Below are 25,320 nucleotides of genomic sequence, written 5' to 3'. Positions count from 1 at the left end.
CGTCGTCAATGGGTCAGCGTGACCTTGTTGAGATGGCGCGGCTTGTCCGGGTCGAGGCCCTTCGCGCGTGCGAGCGCCTCGACGGCCAGGTAGTAGCTCTGGATCGCGGAGATCGGATCGAGATCCTCGTGATCGGCGACGACCAGCGGCAGCTCGGCGCCCGGCGTGCCCACCGGCGCGGCCACGAGCACGCGCGCGCCGCGGCGGCGCATGTCGTCGGCCAGTTGCAGCAGGCCGGCCTGCGCGGGGCCGCGCGGCGCGAAGACGAGCAGCGGGTAGCCTTCCTCGATCAGCGCCATCGGCCCGTGCTTGACCTCGGCACCGGAGAACGCCTCGGCCTGGATGCCGCAGACCTCCTTGAACTTCAGCGCCGCCTCCATCGCGATGGCCAGGCTGGTGCCGCGGCCGATCACGAACAGCTTGTCGGCGTCGACCAGCGCGTCGACCAGCGGCGACCAGTCGGTGTACGCGGCGCGTTCCAGCACCTCGGGCAGCGTATCGAGCGCGGCCAGCAGCGGGGCGTCGTTCTGCCAGTGCGCGACGATGCGCGCGCCGGCCACGAGCTGCGTGATGTAGCTCTTGGTGGCGGCCACGCTGGTCTCGGCGCCCGCGTGCAGCGGCAGCACCCATTGCGCGGCCTGCGCCAGCGGCGAGCCGGCGTCGTTGACGACGGCCACCGTGCGTGCGCCGCCTTCGCGGAACTGGCGCGTCGGCGCGATCAGGTCGGGGCTCTGGCCCGACTGCGAGAAGCCCCAGGACACGAGCCCGTTGCAATCGAGCTGCGACTGGTACAGCGTGACGAGCGACATCGGCAGCGACGTCACGAGCCGGCCCAGGCGCGCCATCACGAGGTAGGCCATGTAGTGCGCGGCGTGGTCGGAGCTGCCGCGCGCCACGGTCAGGGCGGATCGCGGCGGATCGGCACGGAGTTGCTCGCCGAGCGAGGTGTAGGCGGCGAGGTCGGCCGCCATCAGACGAGCCACGGCCGCCGGGGCTTCGCGGGCTTCGTCAAACATCCGTGAGGTCAATGGGATCTCCTTCTACGATCACTTGGGTCAGGTGCAGGGCGGCATCGAGCACGACGATGTCGGCGCGCCCGCCGACGAACAGGCGGCCGCGGTCGGCGAGGCCGAGGAAGTCGGCGGCGTTGGTGGCCACGCGGCGCGACGCGTCGTCCAGGCTCAGGCCCATGCCGACGAGGTTGCGCAGCGCCTGGTCCATCGTCAGCGTGCTGCCGGCCAGCGTGCCGTCGGCCAGGCGCACGCCGCCCAGGCACTTGGTGACGCGGTGGCTGCCGAGGTTGTAGTCGCCGTCGGGCATGCCCGCCGCGGCCGTCGAATCGGTCACGCAGTAGAGGCAGGGGATCGCACGCAGCGCGGCACGGATCGCGCCCGGATGCACGTGCAGCAAGTCGGGGATGATCTCGGCGAACTCGGCATGCGCCAGCGCCGCGCCGGCGATGCCCGGCTCGCGGTGGTGGAACTTGCTCATCGCGTTGAACAGGTGCGTGAAGCCGGTTGCGCCGCGCTGCAGGGCGGCGACGCCGTCCTCGTACGTGCCGGCCGTGTGGCCGATCTGCACGTGGAAGCCGGCCGCGCGCAGCGGCGCGATCAGGTCGAGGTTGCCGGGCAGCTCGGGCGCCATCGTGATCAGGCGGATCGGCGCGAGCTCGTGCAGCGCCTTGACCTCCGCCACCGACGCGGGCCGCGCGAAGTCGGGCTGCGCGCCGAGCGCGCCCGGGTTGATGTACGGGCCTTCGAGATGCACGCCCATCACGTGCGCGCCGCCGCGCCGGTGCGTGCGCACCGCGTCGGCCAGCGCGGCCATCGCACGCGAGATGTCGGCCATCGGCGCGGTCATCGTCGTCGCGAGCATCGAGGTCGTGCCGTGGCGCGCGTGCACCCGGGCGATCTCGGCGACCGCGTTGCCGCCTTCCATCGTGTCGAAGCCGCCGCCGCCGTGCACGTGCAGGTCGATGAAGCCCGGCAGGATCAGCGGTTCGCCCGACACGCGCGCCTGGCCCTCGCTGATCGGCTGGCCCTCGATGCCCGAGACGCGCCCGTCGACGACCGTCAACTTGCCGCGGATGAAGCCCTGCGGCGTCAGGACATTGCCGCTGATCTCTTGCCGGGCGACGCTCATGCGACCGCTTCCTTCATCTGCTGGCGCACCAGGCGGTGCGCGCCGTCGACGGCATCGCCGGCGGGTTCGACGAGCCGCGCCCGCAGTGCCGGCGCGAGGCGCGGCGCCATGCGCAGTCCGATGCTGCCCAGCAGCACGATGGGCAGTTGCAGCCCCGGGTCGAGTGCAAGCGCCATGTCTTCGATTTCCTGTCCGATGTCCTGCACCAGCGACTGCGCCGCGGCGTCGGTGTCCGCGCACTCGAAGACGAGGGGCGCGAGTTGCGCGTATTCGTGCTGGCCGGCGGCCGAGCACCACTCGAGCAGCGCGTCGCGGCGATCGCCCACCTGGCGCCACACGGCCTGCGCCAGCGTGCCGGCCGTGGCGCGGCCATCGAGGGCGCGGTGCGCGATCTGCATCGCCTTCAGGCCGAGCCACGCACCCGAGCCCTCGTCGCCGACCGGAAAGCCCCAGCCGCTGACCGCCACGCGGCGTCCGTCGGCATGCAGCGCCTCGCCGACCGCGCCGGTGCCCACGGCGACGATCGCGCCCGGGCGGCCGGCGTGCGCGCCCATCAGCGCGGTGCGGGAGTCGGTCTCCAGCACGATCAGCGCGTATTCGGGAGCCGCGCGGAAGAACGCGGCCGCCAGGTGCGGCGCGACGGCGCCGGCCAGGCCCAGGCCCAGCACGCAGTGGTTGGGCACCGGCATCGCGAGCCCGGCCGACGCGAACGCGCGCTCGACCGCCTGCACGATGTGCGTCCACGCCTGGGCGATGCCCTGGGCCAGCGCCGAGGGCCCGGATTCGCCGTGGCCGATCAGCGCGCCGGCGTTCGTCCAGAGTCGGACGCGGGTGCCCGTCCCGCCGCCGTCCACGCCCAGCGCGTAGCGGATGTCGGCCTGTTCGAAGGCGGGGTGATAGCAGGTGTGGCTCATATGTGTGATACCACTATAGTACCATGACAGACCGCTGTCAACGAATGCTCGGCGGTAGGGGTCGCGGGTCCGAGCGTCGAATTCACTCGTGAATTCTAGGAAGAAACCCGAATGTCGCTGACAATTCGGACAGCTTCGACGATGAACCAGTCGTAATACCAATTACGTCCGATTTTCCGGCACTGGTTCCGGCTGCCGCAGGCCGAACATGCCCCAGCCCTGCATCGTCATCACGTCGACGCCATCCTGGTTGAACACGCGCCAGCGCGACAGCACCAGCCCGATGTGCGGCTTGCTGTTCATCACGCGCGCCTCCAGCACGGTCATCTCGGCCGAGATCGTGTCTCCCGGATAGACCGGTTTCAGCCACCGGAGTTCATCGATGCCCGGCGATCCCAGGCTGGACGAGTCGTTGAGGTAGCCGTCGCACATCAGGCGCATCGTCATCGCGCAGGTGTGCCAGCCGCTGGCCGACAGCCTCTTGAACAGCGAGGCCTCGGCCGCCGCGTCGTCGAGATGGAAGGGCTGCGGGTCGAACTGCTGCGCGAACGCCAGCGTGGCCTCGCGCGCGACGGTGGTGCTGCCGAGGGCCATCACGCGGCCGACGGGGAAGTCTTCCCAGCAATAGCGCTTCGCGGGCGGAGTGGTCTTGTCCATGGGTGGTCTTGGTCGAAGGGAGTGCCAACGAGGATAGCGCCGCCGCCTTGCCGGCGTCATGATCGCGGCCATGATCCTGCTCATCTTCGGCCTCGTCCTGTTCCTCGGCATCCATTCGGTGCGCATCGTCGCCGACGGCCGCCGATCCCGCTTCATCGCCGCGCGCGGCCTGAATGCCTGGAAGGGCGTCTACTCGCTCATCTCGATCGCCGGCTTCGTGCTGATCTGCATCGGCTTCGGCCAGGCGCGCCAGCAGGCGGTCCTGCTGTGGTCGCCGCCGCGCTGGACGCACGACGTCGCCGCGCTGCTGACGCTGCTCGCGTTCGTCCTGGTCACCGCGGCCTACGTGCCGGGCAACGGCATCAAGGCGCGCGTGAAGGATCCGATGATCCTGGGCGTGAAGTGCTGGGCCGCCGGCCACCTGCTGGCCAACGGCACGCTGGCCGACGTCGTGCTGTTCGGCAGCTTCCTCGCCTGGGTCGTGCTCGATTTCCGCGCCGCGCGCCAGCGCCGCCGCGCGGGGGCCGAGCCGGAAGTCGGCAGCGTCAAGCGCGGGCGCAGCCTGATGGCCGTCGTCGTGGGCGTGCTCGTGTGGATGCTGTTCGCGTTCCACCTGCACCAGTGGCTGATCGGCGTGGCGCCGTTCCCCGGCTTCCACGGCATCGGCCATTGATCAGGGCGCTGTCGTCGGCTGCGCCTTCTGCCAGGCGGGGTGGATGAGCCCGGCCAGCAGCTCGAAGCGCGTGTAGGGCCGCGGCCGGCCGGACAGTTTCAGCGAGATCGCCACCACCAGGCTGTGCGTGCGCGACGGCGGCGCGTGCATCGGCAGCAGCGCGAGCCACACCAGCAGCAGCAGCGGCAGCCACCACGGTGCGCGCACGGCGCCCGGGTGGGCCAGGTAGTCGGCCAGCGTCCAGCCCGCGGCGGCCGCGCCGAGGGCCATGCCGGTGATCGCCTCGCTCCACGAATGGGCGCCGAGATTGACGCGCGAATACGTGATCAGCACGGCCAGCACCACGCCGGCGACGGTGCCGCTGCGGCCCGCGACGATCGCCCCGATCACCGGCAGGATGGAGCAGGCGAACATCGAGTGGCCCGAGAAGCCCGTGAAGTCGATGGCGGCGATGCCATAGCCGAATCCGAGGAAGGCCACCTTGCTGATGGTGGTGATGCCCGCGACCACGACGATGCCCGTCACCCAGCGCAGCGCCGAGAGGCGGGCCGGATGGTCGTGCGCGTGCGGGTTGCCCAGCGCGAGCCGCCCGCGCGCGCCCGCGGGACGCGCGAGCGCGAGCCACAGCGCGCCCGCGAGGAAGGCGGGCAGCAGGATCTGCGCCTCGCCCAGCCGCGTCACTGCCAACCAGAACAGCGAATGAATCTCGTTGCCGCCCGTCATGCGCCCCTGTCGTATCCAGCGGTTGAAAGACGGCCATCCTAGCCGCAGGCCGTGAGCCGAATGTGAGGCGGGGCTGACGGTCCGTCGCGCGTCGCTGCGGTCCGGCCCGCGCCGCACGCCAGCCGTCGCAAGCGCGTGGAAGTCGAGGGGGACGCTGTTTACAGTCCACCCATCGAATCACGGACGACGCAACGACGCGCAGTCCACCTCACGCAGCAAGGAGTCCATCATGACCAAGAGCCTGACCACCCAGATCGCCTCGTTCGCGCTTGCCGCCCTGATGACGGTCGGCATGCTGGGCAGCATCCAGGACCTGGCGAAGGTCGAGACCCGCCTGGGCGCGGCCAACGCGCTGGTCGCGCAGGCCGCCCACGCCGCTCGCCAGGCCTGAGCTAGATGGCCGCCGCCAGGCGCGTGCCCTGGTTGATGGCGCGCTTGGCATCGAGCTCCGAGGCCTCGTCGGCGCCGCCGATCAGGTGCACCTTGACGCCCGCCGCGGCCAGCGGCTCCGAGAGCTCGCGCAGCGGCTCCTGGCCCGAGCACAGCACGATGGTGTCGACCTCGATCAGCGTGCCGTCCTTGCGCTCGGGGCCGAAGGTGACGAACAGGCCGTCGTCGGTGACCTGCTCGTAGTTCACGCCGGCCAGCATCTCGACGTTCTTCATCTTCAGCGTCGCGCGGTGCACCCAGCCCGACGTCTTGCCCAGCCCGGCGCCATGCTTGCCCGGCTTGCGCTGCAGCAGCGTCACCTGGCGCGACGGCGCCGACGGCTGCGGGCGCTCCAGGCCGCCGGCGGTCTTCGCCGGATCGCCCACGCCCCACTCGCGCCTCCACTCGTCCAGGTGCAGCGTCGGCGACGGCTCGCCGCGGTCGGCGCCCGTCACGAGGAACTCGGCGACGTCGAAGCCGATGCCGCCCGCGCCGACGATGGCCACGCGCTGGCCCACCGGCTTGCCGTGCAGCAGCACGTCGATGTAGCTGAGCACCTTGGCGTTGTCCTGGCCCGGGATGCGCGGATCGCGCGGCACGACGCCCGTTGCCAGGATCACCTCGTCGAACTTGCCCGCCACCAGCGCCGCGGCGTCGACGCGCGTCTTGAGCTTCAGTTCGAGCGACGGCAGCAGCTCGATGCGGCGGCCGAAGTAGCGCAGCGTCTCGACGAACTCCTCCTTGCCCGGCACGCGCTTGGCCATGTTGAACTGGCCGCCGATGCGGTCGGCGCCGTCGAACAGCGTCACGTGATGGCCGCGCTCGGCCAGCGTCGTCGCCGCGGCGAGGCCGGCGGGGCCCGCGCCGACCACGGCCACGCGCTTGGGCGCCGCGGCGGGCTCGATCTTCAGCTCGGTCTCGAAGCCGGCGCGCGGATTGACGAGGCAGGTCGCCTGCTTGTTGCGGAAGGTGTGATCGAGGCAGGCCTGGTTGCAGGCGATGCAGGTGTTGATCTCGTCGGCCCGGCCCTGCGCCGCCTTTTCCATGAAGGCGGCATCGGCCAGGAACGGACGCGCCAGCGACACGAGGTCGGCCTGGCCGAACTGGGCGATGCCGGCCGCGAGCAGTCCCTCGGCCACCTCCGGCGTGTTGATGCGGTTGCTCGTGACCAGCGGGATCGTCACGCCGGCGGCGCGCAGCTCCGCGCGCATCTTGCCGGTGACCCAGCCGAACGCCGCGCGCGGCACGCTGGTGACGATGGTCGGGATGCGCGCCTCGTGCCAGCCGATGCCGGTGTTGAGGATGGTCGCGCCGGCGGCCGACACCGCCTTGGCGAGCTGCACGACCTCGTCCCAGGTGCTGCCTTCGGGGATCAGGTCGATCATCGAGATGCGGTAGATCAGGATGAAGTCCGGCCCCACCGCCTCGCGCACGCGGCGCACGATCTCGACTGCCAGCCGCATGCGATTCTCGTACGAGCCGCCCCATTCGTCGGTGCGGTGGTTGGTGTGGCGCACCAGGAATTCGTTGATGAAGTAGCCCTCGCTGCCCATCACCTCGACGCCGTCGTAGCCGGCCTCGCGCGCCAGCACCGCGCAGCGGACGAAGGCGCGGATCTGGCGCTCGATGCCGCGCGCGGTCAGCGCCCGCGGCGTGAACGGCGAGATCGGGCTCTGGATGCGGCTCGGCGCCACGCACAGCGGCGAGTAGCCGTAGCGGCCGGCGTGCAGGATCTGCAGCGCGATCTTGCCGCCCTCGGCGTGCACCGCGCCGGTCACCTGCCTGTGGCGCCGCGCGCCGGCGTGCGTCCACAAGGTGCCCGCGAACGGCTTGACCCAGCCCTCGACGTTGGGCGCGAAGCCGCCGGTGACGATCAGCCCGACCCCGTGCCGCGCCCGCTCCGCGTAGAACGCCGCCATGCGCGGGAAGTCACGCGCCGCGTCCTCCAGCCCGGTGTGCATGCTGCCCATGATCGAGCGATTGCGCAGCGTCGTGAAACCGAGATCGAGCGGGGCGAGCAGCTTCGGATAGGGCGAGGTCATCGTGTTCTCAGGGCTGGCGGGAGCCCGGGATGGTACGGGCGGACGGCCTGTCAGAATCGAGGCGGCGCACTAATCGGAGGAGCGCACGGGTGAACCTTCCGGCGGAAATTCACTCCATGCTTCGCGGCGTTTAGCCGACTGCCGCGTTGCAGGCAACAGACCGGCAACACGGCATGCCCCATAATGTTGGATTCAGATGACAGGCGCTCGGCCTGGAAAGTGGAGTGTTTTGATGAAAAAACGTGAGTTCCTGGCCATGGGCGGCGCCATGCCCTTGATGTTGGCCGGCTGCGGCGGCAACGGTTCCGGCAGCGCGCCCACTCGCCTGGTCAACGCAAGCGTTGGCTACCCGGGCGCGATGGGATTCATGGATGAATCGACGCAGATCACCACCGGCATCACGTACGGCAACGCCAGCCCGTACTTCAACATCGAGGCCGGCACCGTCCATCTGACCCTGACGACGACCGTCAGCGGCGCCGAGCAGGCCGCCACGGCCGCCCAATTGCGCACCGTCGCCAAGGACCAGCGCTATTCGCTGGTGGCCTACGGCATCCTCGACGAGCTGCGCCTGGCGCTGGTCGCCGAATACAACACGGCACTGGACGCCAACACGGCCGCCGTCAACGTCCTCAACACCTCGGCCGACATCGGCGCGGTGGACGTCTACCTGTCGCCGACCAAGAGCCTGTCGATCTCCACGCAGATCGCCTCGAACGTCCTGGCGACCTCCACGTCGCCCCAGCAGAGCCAGTTCGCTCTCGACATCCAGCCGGGCTCGTACTACATCACGGTCGTGGGCGCCGGCAGCGTCGCCGAGAACATCAGCGACGTGCGCTTCCAGACGCCGTCGGCCATCGCGCTGGCTTCCGGACAGGTGATGACGGTCATCCTCACCCCGGGCACCAGCGGCGTCCTGGCCAACGCGATCCTGCTGACGCAGGGCACGCAAGGCACGGCCGTCAGCTACCTGAACACGACCGCGCGCGTGCGTGCCGTCACGGCCATCTCCGGCACCGCCGTGTCGGTCGTCGGCACGAACTCCACCGGCACCTCGGTCACCGTTCTTCCCAGCAACTCGACGCCCAAGCTGTCCAACTACTTCGTGGTCACCACCGGCAACCCGCCCGTGGTCACGGTCGGCGGCGTTGCCCTCGACCCGGCGACCATCATGATGGACGACCCCACGTCGACGGCCGTCCCGCCGGCCCAGATCCCCGCGAAGCTCGCCGCCGGCGGCGACTACACGTTGATGGTCTACCTCAACGGCAGCACGCCGACGGCCAAGCTGGTCGAGGACAACAACACGGCTCCGGTGACGGCGGCCGGCGTGAAGTTCCGCCTGATCAACCTGGCCTCGGACAACCAGGGCCTGGAGATGTCGATGACGGTCAACGGCAGCAGCGTGGCGTCGAACATCCCGTACGCCACCGCGTCCAGCTACACCGAAGTTCCGAACGTGCCCCAGACCTTCAACTCGACCGTCAAGGTCGTCGACGGCGCGGCGCAACTGACGGAACACGTGCAGGTGCTGCCGCTGGGCAACATCTTCACCGACATCGTCGTGAGCGTGCCCGCCGGCGGCCCGGTGCTCGACTTCTTCCAGGCGGCCTCCGGCACCACGGCCTGAGCGGCCTTGCGGCCTGCAACGGAAACGGCGCCCGCGGGCGCCGTTTTTCATGGCCGCGCGGCGCGTTCAACGTCCCGGCGGCTTGCCGAACTTGCCGGCGCGGAAGTCCTCCACGGCCTGGAAGATCTCGGCGTTGTTGTTCATCACGAACGGGCCGTACTGCGCGATGGGCTCGTTGAGCGGACGACCGGCGACCAGCAGCGCCCGCGCGCCGTCCGCGCCGGCCTGCACGCGCACGCCGTCGCGATCGGCCGCGTTGGCGAGCACCGCCATGCGCTCGCGCGCGACGGGCGTGCGCGCGACCCCCGAGTCGACCTCGAGATCTCCGCGGTACACGTAGACGAACGCGTTGTGGCCGGCCGGCAGCACCTGCTCGAAGCTCGCGCCGGGCGCCAGGTGCAGGTCGAGATACAGCGGCTCCGTATGCGCCTTCTGCACCGCGCCGGCCACGCCGTGGCTCGTCCCTGCGATCACGCGCACCGTCGCGCCGGGCAGGCGCAGCTCCGGAATCTCGCCCGTGGGGATGTCGCGGTAGCCGGGCGTGCCCATCTTGTCGGCCGCCGGCAGGTTCAGCCACAGCTGGAAGCCTTCCATGCGGCCTTGCTCCTGCTCCGGCAGCTCGCTGTGGATCACGCCACGGCCGGCGGTCATCCACTGCACGCCGCCGTTCTCCAGCAGGCCCTCGTTGCCAGCCGAATCGCGATGGCGCATGCGGCCGGCGATCATGTAGGTCACGGTCTCGAAGCCGCGGTGAGGGTGATCGGGAAAGCCGCCGATGTAGTCGCCGGCGTCGTCCGAGCCGAAGGCATCGAGCATCAGGAACGGGTCGAGCCGACGCTGCAGCGGCTGCGTCAGCACGCGCGTCAGCTTCACGCCGTCGCCGTCGCTGGTGGCTTGTCCCGTGACCAGGCGCTCGACCGAGCGCGGATTGCGCACGGCGGCGTCCAGGGTCGGCGTGGTCACGTTGTCGGTCAAGGTCGTGGTCATTGGCAGGGGTTCCGTTGTGCGGCCCTGCGCGGGCCGCGTTGAAGATCTTCAGGCCGCGATCGCCGCACCGTCGACGATGCGGGCGATTTCGGTGCGGGCCGAGGACAGCGCCTTGGCTTCCGCGTCCGGGCCCATCGCCAGGCCTTCGGCATAGATGAACTCGAGGTCGGTGATGCCCAGGAAGCCCAGCGTCTGGCGCAGGTAGGGCACCTGGGTGTCGTGAGGCTGGTCGCGGTAGATGCCGCCGCGCGTCAGCACCGCGTAAACCTTCTTGCCCTCGATCAGGCCCACCGGGCCGGTGGCTGTGTACTTGAAGGTGACGCCGGCCTTGGCGATCGCGTCGATCCAGTTCTTCAGCTGGCTGGTGATGCCGAAGTTGACCATCGGCACGCCGATCACGATGACGTCGGCCGCCTTGACCTCGTCGATCAGCGCATGGTCGAGCGCGACGCGCGCGTGCTGCTCGGCCGAGCGCGCCTCGGCCGGCGTGAACAGCGCGCCGAGCGTGGCCTCGTCGAGCACCGGGTGCGGGTTCGCGGTCAGGTCGCGCAGCGTCAGCGTGGCGGCCGGATTGGCGGCGCGCAGCTGCTCGACGAGCTCGTTGGCAAGACGGGTGGATTGCGAGCCTTGGCCGTTGGCAAACGAGCGCGCGCTGGAGTTGATCTGCAGGATGTTCATGATGGGTTCCTTGGAAGCGGTGTCGGGTGGGGTCGAAACGGATTTCCCGTTTGATGAGACTGTATTGAGTCCGCCGGTGCGCCGGAAGCCGTCAGATTGCACATCATTGTTCCGTGAGTGGCACAATGGCCAAGCCAATGTCTATCCGGGAGATGGTTCGATGACCCCCGACGCCGACGACCTGCTGCTGTTCGCCCGCGTGGCCGAGTCCGGCAGCTTCAGCCGCGCCGCGGAGCGCGTGCAACTGCCCAAGTCCACCGTGTCGCGCCGCATCGCCGCGCTCGAGAAGCGGCTCGGCGAGCGGCTGTTGCAGCGCACCACGCGCAAACTGGTCATCACCGAGTTCGGCCAGGGCGTGCTCGATCACGCGCGGGCGATGTCGGAGGAGGTCGACGCGGCGCTCGCGTTCGCGCTGTCACGCCAGGCACGCCCGAGCGGCCGGCTGCGCGTGACGATGCCCGGGGACTTCGCGAGCCTCGCGCTGGAACAGCCGATGGCCGGCTTCATCCGCGACTATCCCGAGGTCACCCTGGAACTCGACCTGTCGCCTCGGCGCGTCGACCTGATCGGCGAGAACTTCGATCTCGCTATCCGCATGGGCGCATTGCCCGACGACACCCAGCTCGCCGCGCGCCGCCTGGCCACCTTCACCACGGGCCTCTATGCCGCGCCGTCGCTGCTGCGCGAACACGGCGAGCCGCTGGCGCCGGAGGCATTGCGCACGATGCCCGCATTGCTGCTGCTGTCGCGGTCGGGCGAGCCGGTGCCGTGGACCTTGTCGCGACGCGAAGCCACGCCGGCCGAGGCTCGGCGGCCATCCTCTGCCAAGACGCCGCGGGCGGGCGACGACGCCACCACGCACGCCATCGTCCCGCAGCAGCACGTGCGCGCGAATTCGCCGGACGTGCTGATCCGCCTGGCGCGGCGCGGCGCCGGCGTCGTGGCGGTCGCCGATTTCTTCGCCGAACCCTATCTCGCCCGCGGCGAGCTGCAGCGCATCCTGCCCGACTGGTGCCTGCCCGACGCCGAGTGCTGGGCCGTGTTCCCCGGCCGCCGGCTGATGCCCGCGAAGACGCGGGCGTTCATCGACATGCTGTCGAAGACGATGCAAACGTGCGAGGTGGCGGTCGCCGCCGCGGCGCTGGCGAGCAACGCGTCGCCGGGCCGATTCCGCGTCGGCTGACGGCGCGCGCCGGATGCGTCAGTGCGGCAGACGCGTGAGGGCACGCTGCAATGCGCGGCCCGCCGCCGGCGCGTCGCCGGTGCCGGCCTGCGGCGTCGGCAGGACGCTCCAGCCCTTGGGCAGCTCGTGCAGCACCGCCTTGGCATCGAGCGAGCGGATCGGCACGTGCACGTCGGCCGGAATGCGCCCCTGCGCCACCAGCGCCTCGTAGCGCAGCGCGCTCACGCGCAGGAACGACGTGAAGTTGCCGACGCCGCCGCGCGCGGCCACCAGCTCGTCGTAGAGCTTCTCGATCAGGTGGACGACGCTCATGCCGTCGCGGCGCGCGATCTCCTCGAGCACCTCCCAGTACAGATGCTCCAGCCGGATGCTCGTGACCACGCCGTGCAGGCGGACGGAGCGCGTGCGGCTTTCGTAGCTCGCGGGGTCGGCGCTGATGAAGATTTCACACATGCAATGTCTCCTTGGCCCGGGCCGCGTCGCGCACGGCTCTCCGAAAGGGGCGCCAACCGCAGCGCCTCTCGACCCAATGTACGCCCGGCTGGCCGAAGCCGCCAGCCGCGGAATCGCAGATTTACAAGCTGATTCGCGTGCCGAGCACCGCCAGGAACTGCGAAATCCAGGCCGGATGCGCCGGCCAGGCGGGCGCGGTGACCAGGTTGCCGTCGGTCACGGCCTGGTCGACCGGGATGCCCATGTATTCGGCGCCCGCCAGCTCCACCTCGACCTGGCACGCCGGGTAGGCCGAGACCTTGCGGCCCTTGATCAGGCCCGTGGCCGCCAGCAGCTGCGCGCCGTGGCAGATCGCGGCGACCGGCTTGTTGGCCGACAGGAAGTGCTTCGTCATCGCCACGACCTGCGAGTTCATGCGCAGGTATTCCGGCGCGCGGCCGCCGGGCACGACCAGCGCGTCGTAGGTCTCGGCGCGGATGTCGGCGAAGCTCGCGTTGAGCGTGAAGCGGTGGCCGGGCTTCTCGCTGTAGGTCTGGGCGCCGTCGAAGTCGTGGATCGCCATCGTGACGTACTCGCCGGCCTTCTTGTCGGGCGCGACGGCGTGCACCACGTGGCCGACGGCCAGCAGCGCCTGGAACGGCACCATCGTCTCGTAGTCCTCGCCGAAATCGCCGCAGATCATCAGAATCTTCTTCGCCATGGTCGTCTCTCCGGTTGGATGAAGCAGGGAAGAAAGCTTCCCAGGCTCACGCCATGAGCGGGTAGTAATCGGATACTTTCGCGTGCTCATCGTGACCTTGCCGCCGCCGCCACCGTCGCTCACCGAACTGCATCGCCGCCGGCTGCGGGCGATCTGGCGCTCCGCCGGCTGGCCCAGCCAGGACCTGGTCGAGGTGGAGCTGCTCGCCGCCGGCTGGGTCGAGCGGCTGCGCGACGACCATGGCCGCGAGACGCTGCGCGTCACCGACGCCGGCATCCAGGTGCTGGCCGCGACGCTGGCGCGCAACCGCGCCGCGCGCGACGCCCACGAGGCGCTGATCGGCCGCGTCGCGGTGGCGATGCAGCGCGCCGGGCGCATCGCCTGGCGCGGGTTGTCGCTGCGCGTGCGCACCGGCGACGATGCGCTCGGCACCGGGCAATGGACGGTCGCGATGCCCGACCTGTTCTCGGTGCGCAACACGACGGTCGAGGACTACCTCGAGCCCATCGTCCACGAGATCAAGGTGCGCCGCGCCGACCTGCTGGGCGACCTGCGCAAGCCGGCGAAGGGCGAGGCCTACCGGCAGATGGCGCGCGAATGCTGGTACGTGCTGGCCGAGGGCATCGGCGACGCCGGCGACGTGCCCGAGGACTACGGCGTGATGATGGAGCGCGACGGCGTGCTGGACGTGCTGCGCCCGGCGCCCCGGCGCACGCTGCGGCTGCCGTTCGCGACGTGGATGGCGCTGGCGCGGGCGACGCCGGAGCCGGTCGAGGAGTCGACGCAGCAATCGCTTGGCGACGAGCCTCCCGTCGATCCGGACGCCTGAGTCGCGCGCGCCTCCTGCGCGTGACGCATGAGCATGCGCGTGCCCGGGCGCGCGAGGTCGCGGACAATAGGCGTTTGCACCGCCCGCCCGCATCCCGGAGACCTCGTCGATGAGCCACGCTCGCCCCCTGAAAGCTGCCGCCCTGGCCGTCGCGCTCGCCGCGACGCTGGCCGGCTTCGGCCCCGCCGCGCACGCGCTCGACGGCCCGCCGCCCGGCAACGTGGCCTGGCAGGACGCCACCAGCGACGCCGACATCGACAAGGCCTTCGCGGCCGCCAAGGCGCAGAACAAGCCGGTGCTGCTGTATTGGGGCGCCGTGTGGTGCCCGCCGTGCAACCAGCTCAAGGCGACGCTGTTCAACCGACAGGACTTCGCGGAGGAGTCCAGGAGCTTCATCGCCGTGCACCTGGACGGCGACGCGCCCGGCGCGCAGAGGCTGGGCACGAAGTTCAAGGTGGTCGGCTATCCGACGCTGATCCTGTTCAGCCCGGATCGCAAGGAGCTGACGCGCCTGCCGGGCGAGGTCGACGCCGCGCAGGTGATGCAGCTGCTGCAGCTGGGCCTGGCCAGCGGGCGCCCGATCGCCGCGGTGCTCGCCGACGCGCGTGCCGGCAGGCCGCTCAGTGGCAGCGAGTGGCGGCTGCTGGCGTTCTATGCGTGGGACGTCGACGAAGGCGCGCAGGCGGTGCCGGCCGCCGAACGCGGGCCGCTGCTGCGCAAGCTCGCGGCCAGCTGCCCGTCGACCGAGTCCGCGGCCTGCACGCGCCTCGCACTGAAGTCCATCGGCGACAGCGACGAGAAGAACGCGCCGTCGCCCGACGCCGCCACGCGCGCCCGCGTCGCGCAGGTGCTGGGCGACCCCGCGCTGAGCCGCACCTACATGGACGTGCTGACCAACAGCGCGCCCGCCATCGTCACCGCGCTGGCGCCCAAGCCGGGCGCGGAGCGCCAGCAGCTCGTCGCGTCGTTCGACGCCGCGCTGGTGCGCCTGCAGGCCGACGCGACGCTGTCGCGCGGCGACCGGCTGGACGCGCTGTTCGCGCGCGTCGACCTGGCGCGCCTGGACCAGCCGAAGGAGACGCTGCATCCGAAGCTGCCGCCGGCGCTCGTCAAGGAAGTCCGCGCCGCCGCCGCGACCACCGACCGCGAGGCCACCAACGCGTTCGAGCGCCAGGCCGTCATCCCGACGTCGGCGCAACTGCTCGAGGAGGCTGGCCTGTGGAACGCGTCGGCGACGCTGCTGAAGTCCAGCCTGTCCAAGAGCCATTCGCCGTACTACCTCATGAGCGAGCTGGGCTCCAACGCGCGCAAGCAGGGCCACAACGCCGAGGCGCTGCAGTGGTACCAGCAGGCCTTCGAGAAGAGCGAAGGCCCGGCCACGCGCCTGCAGTGGGGCAACTCGTACCTGGGCGCGCTGGTGGACCTCACGCCGAACGACTCGAAGCGCATCGAGGCCACGGCGCAGGCCGTGTTCAACGAGGCGGCCGCCCAGCCCAACGCGTTCGACCAGCGCAACGGCCGCTCGCTGCAGCGGCTCGGTGCCAAGCTCGTGAAATGGAACACCGGCGGCAAGCACCAGGCCGTCATCGATCACCTGAACACGCAACTGCAAGGCATCTGCGCCAAACTGCCCGCCGGCGACCCGCAACGCGAGACCTGCGACGGCGTCTTCAAGCCGGCGTCGACCAAGGCCTGATTCCTTTCTCCTGAAATCCGTCACCGTCATGACCACCTACAACAAGACCCTCGGCACGCCGCTCAGCCCGGCCGCCACCCGCGTGATGCTTCTGGGCAGCGGCGAACTCGGCAAGGAAGTGCTGATCGCGCTGCAGCGCCTGGGCGTCGAGACCATCGCCGTCGACCGCTACGAGAACGCGCCCGGCCAGCAGGTCGCCCACCACGCGCACACGATCACGATGAGCGACCCGGTGGCGCTGCGCGCGCTGATCGAGCGCGAGAAGCCCGGCCTCGTCGTGCCGGAGATCGAGGCGCTAGCCACTTCGGAGCTGCAGGCGCTGGAGGCCGAAGGCGTCGTGCGCGTGATCCCGACCGCGCGCGCCGCGCGGCTGACGATGGATCGCGAAGGCATCCGCCGCCTCGCCGCCGAAACGCTCGGCCTGCCGACCAGCCCGTATGTCTTCTGCGATTCGCTGGAGGAGCTGCAGGCCGCCATCGACGGCAAGATCGGCTACCCCTGCATCGTCAAGCCGGTGATGAGCAGCTCGGGCAAGGGCCAGAGCAAGATCGACGGCCCGGCCGACGTGAAGACCGCGTGGGACTACGCGATGGCCGGCGGCCGCGTGAGCCACGGGCGCGTGATCGTCGAGGGCTTCATCGATTTCGACTACGAGATCACGCTGCTGACCGTGCGTTCGCTCGGCGCCAACGGCGCGGTGCAGACCAGCTTCTGCGCGCCGATCGGCCACGTGCAGGTCAAGGGCGACTACGTCGAGAGCTGGCAGCCGATGCGCATGGATCCGGCCGCGCTCGCGAGCGCCGAGCGCATCGCCAAGGCCGTCACCGACGACCTCGGCGGCCAGGGGCTGTTTGGCGTCGAGCTGTTCGTCAAGGGTGCCGACGTGTGGTTCAGCGAGGTCAGCCCGCGTCCACACGACACCGGCATGGTGACGATGATCACGCAGTGGCAGAACGAATTCGAGCTGCACGCCCGCGCGATCCTCGGGCTGCCGGTGGACGTGTCGCTGAAGAGCCCCGGCGCGAGCGCCGTGATCTACGGTGGTGTCGACGCCAGGGCGCTGCGCTTCGACGGCCTGGCCGACGCGATGCGCGTGCCGCAGACGGAAGTGCGCCTGTTCGGCAAGCCCGAGAGCTTCGTCAAGCGCCGCATGGGCGTGGCGCTCGCGCACGACGCGGACGTCGAGCGCGCCCGCGTGCTGGCCAAGGAGGCCGCGGGCAAGGTCACGCCGAAGGCCGTGGACTGAGCCGAGCTCAGCCCGCCGGATCGATCACGCGGTCGGGCTCGGTCGCCGATTCCGACGCGACCACTTGCCAACGGCCGCCCTGTTCGCGCAACCGCGGCGCGGTCCAGCGCTCGGTGGCGGCCGGCTGCAGGACGTGCGTGCGCCCACGCCCCGCGTCGACGACCACCAGGCCCAGGATCACGGGATAGCCGCCGGGGCCGAAGTCCTGCGCGGGATGGTCGTCCGGCCCGGGCACCTCGGCGACGAAGACCTCGTCCGAGATCCAGGTGCTGAACCCGGCCAGCTCGACCGGCGCGCCGGTCTCGTCGACGATGGCGCGGCCGTCGATCCAGAGCCGATGCATCCACTCGATGGCGCGGTGCGTGCCGCCGACGCTGTCGGACACGCCCAGGACCTCGTCGCCGCAGACCCGCCAGGCGCGGCGGTAGGGCAGGGGCTCGTAGTCGAAGTCGAGGATGGCCAGCGACTCGACGCGCACGCGCGACAACAGCGGCAGCATCATCGAGAACCAGGCCTCGCCGTCCACCAGTTCGCGGTACTTGCCCGGGTGCGACAGGGCATCGACGAGCATCAGCTCCTCGGGCGCCTGGCGGAACCAGTCGCGATGCGCCTGCACGTCGAACGGCCAGGGGCGCCTGGCGACAGGAGTCGGAACGGGAGCGGATGTCATCGGGCGCCTGGGCGAGGTCGTGGACGGATCCGCCATTTGAGCACCATCAGAACCAGCTCTTGATCTCGTCGACCGCGCTGCTGGCCGCGCCGGCGATCGCATCGCGCGCACCCGAGATCTGCGCACCGTAGGCCACGCCGACGCCGACCACCAGCCCCACCGCGGCGCCGACAGCCGTGCCCGCGACGGGCACCACCGAGCCGACCGCCGCCCCGATCGCCACCGACGACGCGACGGAGGCCGCGCCGACCGCGGTGTCGGCCGCGACGTTGCCGATCGCCTTCGAATCGCCATGCGCGAGGCCCGCGCGGTTGTCCCAGGCCGACACGCCCGCCGACACCACGACGCCCACCGCCGTCGAGCCGACGACGCGCGTGGCCAGCGTGCGGGCGGCGACGCCGGCGGCCGCGGTATCGGCGACGGCCGACGTGCCCACGCGCGCCGCGACAGCCGTGCCGGCGCGCTGCGCGGCGGCGCCGATGGCGCGGTCCACCGTCGGCGCAATGGCGCGCTCGCCCAACGCCGCGGCCGTGCCGATCGCGCCGCCGCGGGCGGCCTCGCCGGCGACGACGCCGGCGTGCTGCATGTCGAGCTGGCCGTTGCGCGCGAGCGAGACGATCGTGATCCCCGCCGACACCGCCGCCCCGGCAGCGCCGCCGCCCGCGGCCGTGCGGCCCGCGCCTGGCGCCGTGGGTCGCGGCAGCTCCGACAACGGCGGCTGCGGTTCGCCGTACTGCTTGCCCACGCGCGCCATCACCTGGTCGGGCGTGCTGGAGTTCGCCTTGAAGTACTCGATCGGGCTGAACCGGGCACCCGGATTCTTCGCCTCCCACTGGGCGCGGAAAGCGTCCACGTTGGGTCTCGCCTCGGCCACCGCGTCGCGGCCCATGGCGCGCAGCTCGTTGACCGAGTACGCGCGATCGCCGATCACCACCCGCCGCGCGTCGGCGTCGCCGACGGCGGCCTGCAGCTGGTCGAGGTTCTTGCCGGCCGTCAGCGCGGTGAAGTCCGAGTGCTTGTCGAGCACGAACAGGCCCAGCGAACGCGGCTCCTGCGGCGTGCCGGCGGCCCGCCAGAGCCCTTGCCGACCGAGCTGGGTCCTGGCCGCCGGGCTCGCGCCTGCGTCCTTCGCGGTGGCGGCCAGCGTGCTTGAGCCCACCTTGACGCTCTCGATGTGCGAGGTGCCGTCCGCCGTCCTGAAGTACAGGTCGGCGTCGATGTCGGGCACGTCCAGCAGCGGCAGGCCGGTGCGGCCGGTCGGCTGCCTGGCGCCGACGTCGTAGCCGAGCCTCGTGCCGGGCGCGAGCTGCACGCGGTCGAGCACCTCGGCCGCGCGCGTCATCTGCGCCAGCGCGCCCTGGAACTTGCCGCCTTCGAGCGGATCGGCGGTCGCGAGGTCGTACAGATGCGCGCGGAAGGTGTTGTTGATATGCGGGTCGATCCTGCCGTCGACGATCGCGTTGCCAAGGTGCTCGATGACCTGGCGCACCTGCTTCGCCTGCGCGGGCGACAGGTCGGACCGCTCGAGCGCCGTGCGCGCGTTGGCGCCGGCGTCCGCGCGCACCTGGGCATCGACGCCCGCGCCGTCCGGCGCGCGGGTGGACGCGGCCGCGCGAAACCCCTCGACCGCCCGCTGCGCCGGATCGAGCGGCTGGCAGGCGACCTGCGCGATGCGCGCCTGCGCAGCGGCGACGAGCGCCGCATCGTCCGCGGCGCGCGAATCGTTGGTCGAGGTGGTGGAGGTCCTGGACGCGGATGGCGCGTCGTCGATGGCGAGGCTCACGTTCTCTTCTCCCTGGTCTGCATGGCGGCGCCCGCCGCGGACGCGGCAGGCCTTCGTCGTCATTCGACAGGGATGGCGGCCGGCGCGATAGCTGGGTCGCTTCCCAGCACGTCCGTCGCCGCGACTGGGAACGCTCCCAGCTTGCAGGCGCGGGCCACGCGCGGCCGACCCGTCCCGGGTGGGCCCGCGCGGCCGTGGACCGCGCCTTACTTCATGAGGCCTTCGCTCTTGAGCGCCGCCTGCACCGCGGGGCGCGCCTTCATGCGCGCGTTGAAGGCTTCCAGGTTCCTGAACTCCGTCAGGTCGACTCCGACGTTGGCCGCCCAGTTGGTGACGGTGAACAGGTAGGCGTCGGCGACGCTGAACTGCTTGCCCAGGAGGTAGTCGTTGCCCTCGAGTCGCGCGTCGACGAGCTTGTACTTGTCCTTCAGCCGCGCCGCGAAGATCTCCTTGGCCTCGACCGGCATCTTCGAATTGAACAGCGGCGAGTAGCCCTTGTGCAGCTCGCTGGTGATGAAGTTGAGCCACTCCATCAGGCGATAGCGCTCCATCGTGCCGGCCGCCGGCGCGAGGCCGGTGCCGGGCGCGTGGTCGGCGATGTACTGCAGGATCGCCGGGCCTTCGGACAGCCGCGAGCCGTCGTCGAGCTCGAGCAGCGGTACCTGGCCCTTGGCGGTGATCGTGTAGTAGTCGGTGCCGTCGGCCAGCGTGTGCGTCTGCAGCGCGGCCTTGACGAGTTCGAACTTCGTGCCGGTCTCGCTCAGCGCGATGTGGGAGGCCAGCGAGCAGGCGCCCGGGCTGTAATAGAGCTTCATGACGGTCTTTCGGAGTTGAGGACGCGCCTGGCGGGCGGCGCGACGAGGCGTCCATGATGCCGAAATCGGCGCGGGTGCGCAGCACGCCGACACGCAGCGAAGGTCTGCTACGCTGGCGTCCCCTGCCCAACCATAGTCGGTGCCAACGTGACCAGACAGATCCTCGACGACTCCCGTGTGCACCCCGCGATCCGCGCCCGCATCGCCGACGAGGGCCGGGCGGTCATCGCCGAAGTGGAGGCTGAGGTCGCCGCCAACGCGGTCGTCGTCGTCGGCATGGGCTGGAACCCGTTCCCCGCCAAGGCGCGCAAGTGGCTGGACGCGGCCGGCGTGGCCTACAAGTACCTCGAATACGGCAACTACGCGAGCCAGTGGCGCAAGCGCCTGCCGCTGAAGCTGTGGACGGGCTGGACGACCTTCCCGATGATCTTCATCGACGGCCAGTTCATCGGCGGCTACGACAATCTCGCCAAGCTCGATCCTGCGACGCTGAAGAAGGGCTCGCGCACGTGATGCGCGCGGCGCGGCGGCCGCATTGGCGTACCGCGATCGTCGCCGCGTTCGCCTGGCTGGCGTGCGCCGCCGCGCAGGCCGCGGCGCTGCCGCTGCAGGCCTGCCGGCTGGTGGGTCTCGATCACGACGCGCAGTGCGGCGTGCTCAAGCGCCCGCTCGATCCCGCCAGGCCGGACGGCACGCAGATCGACCTGCACGTCGTCGTGATCCCCGCGCTGGCGCGCCAGAAGCTGCCCGACCCGATCTTCTTCTTCGCCGGCGGCCCGGGGCAGAGCGCCGTCGGCCTTGCCGGCACCATCGAGCACCTGACCTCGCGGCTGGCCGCGCGGCGCGACCTGGTGCTGATCGACCAGCGCGGCACCGGCCACAGCGCGCCGCTGAACTGCGACGTGCCCACGCCCGACGAGGCGCTCGCGCGCGCGCTCGATCGCGCCCGCGCGGCCGCGGCGCTCGATGCCTGCCGCGTCGCGCTGCAGAAACTGCCCTGGGGCGACCTGCGCTTCTACACGACCACCATCGCGATGGCCGACGCCGACGCCGTGCGCGCCGCGCTCGGCGCCGACCGCATCGACCTGATCGGTATCAGCTACGGCACGCGCGCCGCGCTCGAATACCTGCGGGCGTATCCCACGCACGTGCGCCGCGTCGTGATCGACGGCGTCGCGCCGCCCGACATGGTGCTGCCCGACTCCGACGACATCGACGCCGACGCCGCGCTCGCTGCGCTGTTTCGCGACTGCGCCGCCGAGACGGCCTGCGCCAAGGCGCACCCATCGCTCGCGCAGACCTGGCAGCGGCTGCTCTTGTCGCTGCCGAAGGCCATCGACTTCGTCGGGCCGGTCAGCGGCGAGGCGCGACAGGTCACGATGACGCGCGCCGCGCTGCGCGGCCTGGTGCGTCCCGGCCTGTACCAGCCGACGCTGGGCGCCTTGCTGCCGTACGCCATCGAGCAGGCCGCGGCGGGGCGCTACGAATCGCTGATGGCGCTGGCCACGGGCGATGCCGACCTGTCGGAGGGCGAGCACTTCTCCGTCATCTGCGCGGAGGACGCGCCGCGCATGAGCCCGGCCGATCGCGCGGATGGCGACCACGAGGCGCAGGCGATGTACTGCGCCGCGTGCGCGAGCTGGCCCCGTGGCGACGTGCCGGCCGCGTTCTACACGATCCCGCGCAGCGCGGCGCCGGTGCTGCTGCTGTCCGGCGGGCTCGACCCGGTGACGCCGCCGCGCCATGCCGAGCGCGTCGCCAAGGCGCTGGGGCCGATGGCCCGCTCGGTGGTCGTCGCCAACAACGGCCACAACGTGACGGCGATCGCCTGCATGCGCGACGCCGTCTTCCACTTCATCAACGCCGCCACCGATGCCGAGGCGCAGGCCGTCGACATGGGCTGCGCCGCGAAGATGCCGCGCCCGCTCGCATTCCAGCCGCCGTTGCCGTCGCGCGCGCGAGCGGCCGACAACGACCCGAACCGGTTCGACGATTCGGCCCCGCACACGCCGGGTGTTCCGCCGCCCGGCATGAAGGACGCGCGATGATCGCGATGGACGACCTTCGCAAGCAGTTCACGACCGGCCGCGGCCGCCAGGCGCGCACCGTGGTCGCCGTCGACGGCCTGACGCTGCATGCGCGGGACGGCGCGATCACCGGCCTGCTGGGCCCCAACGGCGCCGGCAAGACGACCAGCCTGCGCATGCTCGTCGGCCTCGTGACGCCCGACAGCGGCACGATCCGCGTCGATGGTGTCGACCTGGGCGACGACCCGCAGGGCGTGCGCGCGCGGCTGGGCGTGCTGTCCGACGCGCGCGGGCTCTATCCGCGGCTCACCGCGCGCGAGAACATCGTCTATCACGGCCACCTGCACGGCGTCGCCGACGAGGTCGCGCAGGCGCGCTGCGAGCATCTAGGACGCCTGCTCGAGATGGAATCGCTGCTCGATCGCCGCACCGACGGCTTCAGCCAGGGCGAGCGCATGAAGACGGCGCTGGCGCGCGCGCTCGTGCACGACCCCGACAACATCGTGCTGGACGAACCCACGAACGGCCTCGACGTCGTGGCCACGCGCGCGCTGCGCGAGGCGCTGCGCGTGCTGCGCGACGAGACGGGCAAGTGCATCGTCTTCTCGACGCACATCATGCAGGAGGTGGAGCGGCTGTGCGATCGCGTGGTGGTCGTCGCACGCGGCAAGCACGTGGCCGACGGCACCGTCGCGAGCCTGTGCGAGCAGGCGGGCAGCGACGACTTCGAGGATGCGTTCGTGCGCCTCGCGTTCGGCGCGGAGGGCCACGCGCGATGAGGATGGCGCAATCGATCTGGATCGTGTTCGCCAAGGAACTCAAGGACGCGCTGCGCGACCGCCGAACGCTGATTGCCGTCTTCATCAGCTCGGTGCTGATGGGGCCGCTGATGCTGGTGCTGCTGTCGTCGCTGGTGGGCCGGTACGAGAAGCGCGCCGAGGCGCGCGAGGTCGTCGTCATCGGCCTCGACGGCGCGCCCACGCTGCGCAACTACATCGAGCGCCAGACCTTCGTCGTCAAGACGGCACCCGCCGACTGGGAGACGCAGCTGAAGGCGAACAAGCTCGGCGACCCGGTGGTGGTCGTGCCCGCCGCTTTCGAGGACGATCTCGCGCACGGGCGGCCGCCGCGCATCGAACTCGTCTACAGCAGCGCGAACTCGCGCGCGCAGAGCGGCGCCGGCACGATCGCGCAACTGCTGCAGGGCTTCAACCAGGAACAGACGACGCTGCGCCTGGTCGCCCGCGGCGTCGCGCCGTCCACCCTGAGCGTCACGCGCATCGACGAGCACGACATCGCCGACAACGCCGCGCGCGCGGCGCAGATGACCAACATCGTGCCGCTGTTCGTGCTGATGTCCGTCCTCTACGGCGCGCTCAACGCGGCACTCGACACGACGGCCGGCGAGCGCGAACGCGGCTCGCTCGAGCCGCTGCTCGCGACGCCCGCGTCGCGCGCCGCCATCGTAATCGGCAAGTGGGGCGCGGTGTTCGCGCTGGGGCTGCTCATCGCGGTGCTGTCGTGCCTGAGCTTCCTGCCCGCGCAGAGCCTGCTGCGCAGCGAATCGCTGGCCGCGCTGTTCCGCTTCGGGTGGGTCGAGGCCGCGTTGTTCATCGGCCTGCTCGCGCCGCTCGCGGCGCTCATCGCCGCGCTGATGATGGCCGTGGCAATCCGCTGCAGGACCGTCAAGGAGGCGCAGGCCAACATGGTCGTGCTCACGATGGCCTTCACGCTCACGCCGCTGCTGGGCTTCTTCACGCAGGAAGGCGAGGCCGCGTGGAACCTGTGGGTGCCCTCGGTCGCGCAGACGACGCTGATGGATCGCGTCCTCAAGAACGCGCCCATCGGCCTGCTGGACGTCGCGCCGAGCCTGCTGATGTGCGTCGTCCTCACCGCCGCGGCGCTCGCCTTCGTGACGCGGCAGCTCGCCAGACGCGCGGCGCAATAGGCCTTGCCCTGGGAGTCTTCCCCGTCGCTGATTAGGCGGCTCGATACCCGGTTCAGGCGATGCCCGCGCACCGGGCCAGTGCTACCGTCCTGACCGAGGAGTTCCGCAAGAGAACTCCCACGCCGGCGATGCGTCCGGGGGTATGGCCCCACGCGACCGCGACGTCGGCGAGGACAGCACGGGGGTCAGCATGGAAACGCAATTGCAGCGGCAATGCCTTGAGGTCTTGCACGCGAAGACGGTCAAGGATTTCGTTCGGATATCGGCGGAGTTTGGGCAATCGATGGGGTTCCATACGATGGCTGCGATGGTTGTTACGGATCACTCGCCCTTCTTGAGCGAGTTTCAGTCCGTGACCAACGCGCCGCCCGACTACCTGCCCACTTTCGAGGACGCGGACTCCGCACGGTTGGACCCTGTTTCGCAATACTGCAAACGATCGTCCTTGCCTTTAGTCTGGGATCAGAAGACCTACGTTGCTGCCGGACGAGCAGATTTCTGGGAACAGCAAGCGGCATTCGGGTTTCAAAGTGGAATCTGCGTCGCATTTCATCTTCCCCGCGGCAGGCATTTCATGTTCGGCCTCACGTCAGACCAGCAAGCTTGTGCTGCAAGGAGGGCAATGCTGGGTCTAACCCTCGACACTCAAGAATTTGCCGCTTATGCGCAGGCCGCGGCCTCTAACCTCTGCGCTCCGTACTTTCAAGGAAACAACGAGGGCACTCTCGCCGCGAGCGAGCTGGATGCCCTCCGCTGGAGCATGGACGGTCTCAGCAATTGGGAAGTCGGTTGCACGATGGGGCTTTCCGAGACAGAGGTGCTACTGCGACTTCGGAGAGCAACGACGAAACTTGGGTGCGCAACTAAATACGAAGCCGCGCTGCGCGCGATCCGACTCGGGTTGATTACTTGCGGCTGACTCCAGACAGCGAGAAGCCCGGCCGGTCGAGGATGTCGAGATCAGGCTTGGCCTCGGCGGGGTCGGCTAGTTGTGAACCGTCAACAGGTGGTCCCTCAAAGTGCTGAGCCTGGAGATGGGCGGCACGCCGCCGATGCCGCTATGAGGACGATGGCAGTTGTAGTGGTGCTGCCAGC

General features: G+C 70.6%; 25 protein-coding genes and 1 pseudogene. 12 read left to right on the top strand and 14 right to left on the bottom strand.

What is annotated here, in order from left to right:
- Window positions 1-5: 5 nt before the first annotated feature.
- The 4 genes from LPC04_RS17625 to LPC04_RS17610 all read right to left on the bottom strand — a co-directional run bounded on the left by LPC04_RS17625 (window position 6) and on the right by LPC04_RS17610 (window position 3,713).
- Window positions 6-1,016 (bottom strand): SIS domain-containing protein, encoded by a 1,011-nt coding sequence (locus tag LPC04_RS17625; RefSeq protein ID WP_420854738.1) that lies wholly within the window; start codon window positions 1,014-1,016, stop codon window positions 6-8.
- A complete protein-coding gene (nagA, locus tag LPC04_RS17620) occupies window positions 1,009-2,142 on the bottom strand; it encodes an N-acetylglucosamine-6-phosphate deacetylase (protein WP_275683573.1) in 1,134 nt (377 codons plus the stop codon). The genes LPC04_RS17625 and nagA overlap by 8 nt, the downstream gene beginning before the upstream one ends.
- Window positions 2,139-3,056, bottom strand: coding sequence for a glucosamine kinase nucleotide-binding domain-containing protein (locus LPC04_RS17615; protein ID WP_275683572.1), 918 nt, complete (start codon window positions 3,054-3,056; stop codon window positions 2,139-2,141). Before LPC04_RS17615 ends, nagA begins: the two co-directional genes overlap by 4 nt.
- A 162-nt stretch (window positions 3,057-3,218) precedes the next feature.
- The gene (locus LPC04_RS17610; RefSeq protein WP_275683571.1) at window positions 3,219-3,713 is read right to left on the bottom strand and encodes a MaoC family dehydratase; all 495 of its coding nucleotides are present in this window, start codon (window positions 3,711-3,713) and stop codon (window positions 3,219-3,221) included.
- Between the two features lie 70 nt (window positions 3,714-3,783).
- Between LPC04_RS17610 and LPC04_RS17605 the strand changes: the two genes are divergently transcribed.
- Entirely contained in the window at window positions 3,784-4,386 is a 603-nt protein-coding gene (locus tag LPC04_RS17605) for an NnrU family protein (protein WP_275683570.1), read from the top strand.
- Here the strand turns inward: LPC04_RS17605 and LPC04_RS17600 are convergent, their stop codons facing one another.
- Window positions 4,387-5,109, bottom strand: coding sequence for a phosphatase PAP2 family protein (locus LPC04_RS17600; RefSeq protein WP_275683569.1), 723 nt, complete (start codon window positions 5,107-5,109; stop codon window positions 4,387-4,389). It abuts the gene before it with no gap.
- A gap of 229 nt (window positions 5,110-5,338) precedes the next feature.
- Between LPC04_RS17600 and LPC04_RS17595 the strand changes: the two genes are divergently transcribed.
- On the top strand, window positions 5,339-5,500 hold the full coding sequence (locus LPC04_RS17595) for a hypothetical protein (protein WP_275683568.1): 162 nt from the start codon (window positions 5,339-5,341) through the stop codon (window positions 5,498-5,500).
- A gap of 1 nt (window position 5,501) precedes the next feature.
- On the opposite strand, the gene LPC04_RS17590 is transcribed toward LPC04_RS17595, so the two are convergent.
- Window positions 5,502-7,580 carry an oxidoreductase gene (locus tag LPC04_RS17590; protein ID WP_275683567.1) on the bottom strand — a complete coding sequence of 693 codons (2,079 nt, stop codon included), beginning with the start codon at window positions 7,578-7,580 and terminating at the stop codon, window positions 5,502-5,504.
- 232 nt (window positions 7,581-7,812) lie between these two features.
- On the opposite strand from LPC04_RS17590, the gene LPC04_RS17585 reads away from it, so the two are divergent.
- Window positions 7,813-9,210: a DUF4397 domain-containing protein gene (locus tag LPC04_RS17585; protein ID WP_275683566.1), complete on the top strand. Its 1,398-nt coding sequence runs from the start codon at window positions 7,813-7,815 to the stop codon at window positions 9,208-9,210.
- Between the two features lie 66 nt (window positions 9,211-9,276).
- Here the strand turns inward: LPC04_RS17585 and LPC04_RS17580 are convergent, their stop codons facing one another.
- Window positions 9,277-10,197 carry a pirin family protein gene (locus LPC04_RS17580; protein ID WP_275683565.1) on the bottom strand — a complete coding sequence of 307 codons (921 nt, stop codon included), beginning with the start codon at window positions 10,195-10,197 and terminating at the stop codon, window positions 9,277-9,279.
- Between the two features lie 48 nt (window positions 10,198-10,245).
- A complete protein-coding gene (locus tag LPC04_RS17575) occupies window positions 10,246-10,875 on the bottom strand; it encodes an FMN-dependent NADH-azoreductase (RefSeq protein ID WP_275683564.1) in 630 nt (209 codons plus the stop codon).
- On the opposite strand from LPC04_RS17575, the gene LPC04_RS17570 reads away from it, so the two are divergent.
- Window positions 10,868-12,058 carry a LysR family transcriptional regulator gene (locus LPC04_RS17570; RefSeq protein WP_338055445.1) on the top strand — a complete coding sequence of 397 codons (1,191 nt, stop codon included), beginning with the start codon at window positions 10,868-10,870 and terminating at the stop codon, window positions 12,056-12,058. The genes LPC04_RS17575 and LPC04_RS17570 overlap by 8 nt on opposite strands.
- An 18-nt stretch (window positions 12,059-12,076) precedes the next feature.
- On the opposite strand, the gene LPC04_RS17565 is transcribed toward LPC04_RS17570, so the two are convergent.
- A complete protein-coding gene (locus LPC04_RS17565) occupies window positions 12,077-12,511 on the bottom strand; it encodes a ribbon-helix-helix domain-containing protein (protein WP_275683563.1) in 435 nt (144 codons plus the stop codon).
- Window positions 12,512-12,632: 121 nt separating this feature from the next.
- Complete coding sequence (locus LPC04_RS17560; RefSeq protein ID WP_275683562.1) at window positions 12,633-13,211, bottom strand: DJ-1/PfpI family protein; 579 nt, start codon at window positions 13,209-13,211, stop codon at window positions 12,633-12,635.
- 82 nt (window positions 13,212-13,293) lie between these two features.
- Here LPC04_RS17560 and LPC04_RS17555 point away from each other — a divergent pair, with 82 nt between their 5' ends.
- The 3 genes from LPC04_RS17555 to purT all read left to right on the top strand — a co-directional run bounded on the left by LPC04_RS17555 (window position 13,294) and on the right by purT (window position 16,982).
- Window positions 13,294-14,040: a hypothetical protein gene (locus LPC04_RS17555; protein WP_275683561.1), complete on the top strand. Its 747-nt coding sequence runs from the start codon at window positions 13,294-13,296 to the stop codon at window positions 14,038-14,040.
- A gap of 109 nt (window positions 14,041-14,149) precedes the next feature.
- Window positions 14,150-15,736 carry a thioredoxin family protein gene (locus LPC04_RS17550; protein ID WP_275683560.1) on the top strand — a complete coding sequence of 529 codons (1,587 nt, stop codon included), beginning with the start codon at window positions 14,150-14,152 and terminating at the stop codon, window positions 15,734-15,736.
- A 28-nt stretch (window positions 15,737-15,764) separates the two neighbouring features.
- Window positions 15,765-16,982, top strand: coding sequence for a formate-dependent phosphoribosylglycinamide formyltransferase (purT, locus tag LPC04_RS17545; protein WP_275683559.1), 1,218 nt, complete (start codon window positions 15,765-15,767; stop codon window positions 16,980-16,982).
- A gap of 7 nt (window positions 16,983-16,989) precedes the next feature.
- On the opposite strand, the gene LPC04_RS17540 is transcribed toward purT, so the two are convergent.
- From LPC04_RS17540 to gstA, 3 genes are all read right to left on the bottom strand, one after another.
- Entirely contained in the window at window positions 16,990-17,652 is a 663-nt protein-coding gene (locus LPC04_RS17540) for a hypothetical protein (RefSeq protein ID WP_275683558.1), read from the bottom strand.
- Between the two features lie 46 nt (window positions 17,653-17,698).
- The gene (locus tag LPC04_RS17535; protein ID WP_275683557.1) at window positions 17,699-19,435 is read right to left on the bottom strand and encodes a hypothetical protein; all 1,737 of its coding nucleotides are present in this window, start codon (window positions 19,433-19,435) and stop codon (window positions 17,699-17,701) included.
- 206 nt (window positions 19,436-19,641) lie between these two features.
- Window positions 19,642-20,250 (bottom strand): glutathione transferase GstA, encoded by a 609-nt coding sequence (gstA, locus tag LPC04_RS17530; protein WP_275683556.1) that lies wholly within the window; start codon window positions 20,248-20,250, stop codon window positions 19,642-19,644.
- A 147-nt stretch (window positions 20,251-20,397) separates the two neighbouring features.
- Here gstA and LPC04_RS17525 point away from each other — a divergent pair, with 147 nt between their 5' ends.
- The 5 genes from LPC04_RS17525 (at window position 20,398) to LPC04_RS17505 (ending at window position 25,144) form a co-directional block, all read left to right on the top strand.
- On the top strand, window positions 20,398-20,763 hold the full coding sequence (locus tag LPC04_RS17525; protein WP_275683555.1) for a glutaredoxin: 366 nt from the start codon (window positions 20,398-20,400) through the stop codon (window positions 20,761-20,763).
- On the top strand, window positions 20,763-22,298 hold the full coding sequence (locus LPC04_RS17520; protein ID WP_275683815.1) for an alpha/beta hydrolase: 1,536 nt from the start codon (window positions 20,763-20,765) through the stop codon (window positions 22,296-22,298). Before LPC04_RS17525 ends, LPC04_RS17520 begins: the two co-directional genes overlap by 1 nt.
- On the top strand, window positions 22,295-23,056 hold the full coding sequence (locus LPC04_RS17515) for an ABC transporter ATP-binding protein (RefSeq protein WP_275683554.1): 762 nt from the start codon (window positions 22,295-22,297) through the stop codon (window positions 23,054-23,056). The genes LPC04_RS17520 and LPC04_RS17515 overlap by 4 nt, the downstream gene beginning before the upstream one ends.
- Entirely contained in the window at window positions 23,053-24,225 is a 1,173-nt protein-coding gene (locus LPC04_RS17510; RefSeq protein WP_275683553.1) for an ABC transporter permease, read from the top strand. Before LPC04_RS17515 ends, LPC04_RS17510 begins: the two co-directional genes overlap by 4 nt.
- A gap of 190 nt (window positions 24,226-24,415) precedes the next feature.
- Entirely contained in the window at window positions 24,416-25,144 is a 729-nt protein-coding gene (locus LPC04_RS17505) for a helix-turn-helix transcriptional regulator (RefSeq protein WP_275683552.1), read from the top strand.
- A gap of 66 nt (window positions 25,145-25,210) precedes the next feature.
- Here the strand turns inward: LPC04_RS17505 and LPC04_RS17500 are convergent.
- Window positions 25,211-25,320 (bottom strand): annotated as a pseudogene (locus LPC04_RS17500) (IS481 family transposase); the annotation flags it as partial.

It is taken from the genome of Scleromatobacter humisilvae (assembly GCF_023231945.1).
Classification (GTDB): Bacteria; Pseudomonadota; Gammaproteobacteria; order Burkholderiales; family Burkholderiaceae_C; genus Scleromatobacter; species Scleromatobacter humisilvae.
This window is presented reverse-complemented; position numbering and strand designations above follow the sequence as displayed.

Bases quoted from the DNA above. Each gene is read 5' to 3' on its own strand.
- LPC04_RS17610 (WP_275683571.1), bottom strand. From the start codon at position 3,713: ATGGACAAGACCACTCCGCCCGCGAAGCGCTATTGCTGGGAAGACTTC.
- gstA (WP_275683556.1), bottom strand. From the start codon at position 20,250: ATGAAGCTCTATTACAGCCCGGGCGCCTGCTCGCTGGCCTCCCACATC.
- LPC04_RS17520 (WP_275683815.1), top strand. From the start codon at position 20,763: ATGCGCGCGGCGCGGCGGCCGCATTGGCGTACCGCGATCGTCGCCGCG.
- LPC04_RS17565 (WP_275683563.1), bottom strand. From the start codon at position 12,511: ATGTGTGAAATCTTCATCAGCGCCGACCCCGCGAGCTACGAAAGCCGC.
- LPC04_RS17540 (WP_275683558.1), bottom strand. From the start codon at position 17,652: ATGACATCCGCTCCCGTTCCGACTCCTGTCGCCAGGCGCCCCTGGCCG.
- LPC04_RS17590 (WP_275683567.1), bottom strand. From the start codon at position 7,580: ATGACCTCGCCCTATCCGAAGCTGCTCGCCCCGCTCGATCTCGGTTTC.
- LPC04_RS17595 (WP_275683568.1), top strand. From the start codon at position 5,339: ATGACCAAGAGCCTGACCACCCAGATCGCCTCGTTCGCGCTTGCCGCC.
- LPC04_RS17575 (WP_275683564.1), bottom strand. From the start codon at position 10,875: ATGAACATCCTGCAGATCAACTCCAGCGCGCGCTCGTTTGCCAACGGC.
- nagA (WP_275683573.1), bottom strand. From the start codon at position 2,142: ATGAGCGTCGCCCGGCAAGAGATCAGCGGCAATGTCCTGACGCCGCAG.
- LPC04_RS17585 (WP_275683566.1), top strand. From the start codon at position 7,813: ATGAAAAAACGTGAGTTCCTGGCCATGGGCGGCGCCATGCCCTTGATG.
- LPC04_RS17560 (WP_275683562.1), bottom strand. From the start codon at position 13,211: ATGGCGAAGAAGATTCTGATGATCTGCGGCGATTTCGGCGAGGACTAC.
- LPC04_RS17600 (WP_275683569.1), bottom strand. From the start codon at position 5,109: ATGACGGGCGGCAACGAGATTCATTCGCTGTTCTGGTTGGCAGTGACG.
- purT (WP_275683559.1), top strand. From the start codon at position 15,765: ATGACCACCTACAACAAGACCCTCGGCACGCCGCTCAGCCCGGCCGCC.
- LPC04_RS17570 (WP_338055445.1), top strand. From the start codon at position 10,868: ATGTTCATGATGGGTTCCTTGGAAGCGGTGTCGGGTGGGGTCGAAACG.
- LPC04_RS17605 (WP_275683570.1), top strand. From the start codon at position 3,784: ATGATCCTGCTCATCTTCGGCCTCGTCCTGTTCCTCGGCATCCATTCG.
- LPC04_RS17625 (WP_420854738.1), bottom strand. From the start codon at position 1,016: ATGTTTGACGAAGCCCGCGAAGCCCCGGCGGCCGTGGCTCGTCTGATG.
- LPC04_RS17615 (WP_275683572.1), bottom strand. From the start codon at position 3,056: ATGAGCCACACCTGCTATCACCCCGCCTTCGAACAGGCCGACATCCGC.
- LPC04_RS17580 (WP_275683565.1), bottom strand. From the start codon at position 10,197: ATGACCACGACCTTGACCGACAACGTGACCACGCCGACCCTGGACGCC.
- LPC04_RS17515 (WP_275683554.1), top strand. From the start codon at position 22,295: ATGATCGCGATGGACGACCTTCGCAAGCAGTTCACGACCGGCCGCGGC.
- LPC04_RS17550 (WP_275683560.1), top strand. From the start codon at position 14,150: ATGAGCCACGCTCGCCCCCTGAAAGCTGCCGCCCTGGCCGTCGCGCTC.
- LPC04_RS17505 (WP_275683552.1), top strand. From the start codon at position 24,416: ATGGAAACGCAATTGCAGCGGCAATGCCTTGAGGTCTTGCACGCGAAG.
- LPC04_RS17510 (WP_275683553.1), top strand. From the start codon at position 23,053: ATGAGGATGGCGCAATCGATCTGGATCGTGTTCGCCAAGGAACTCAAG.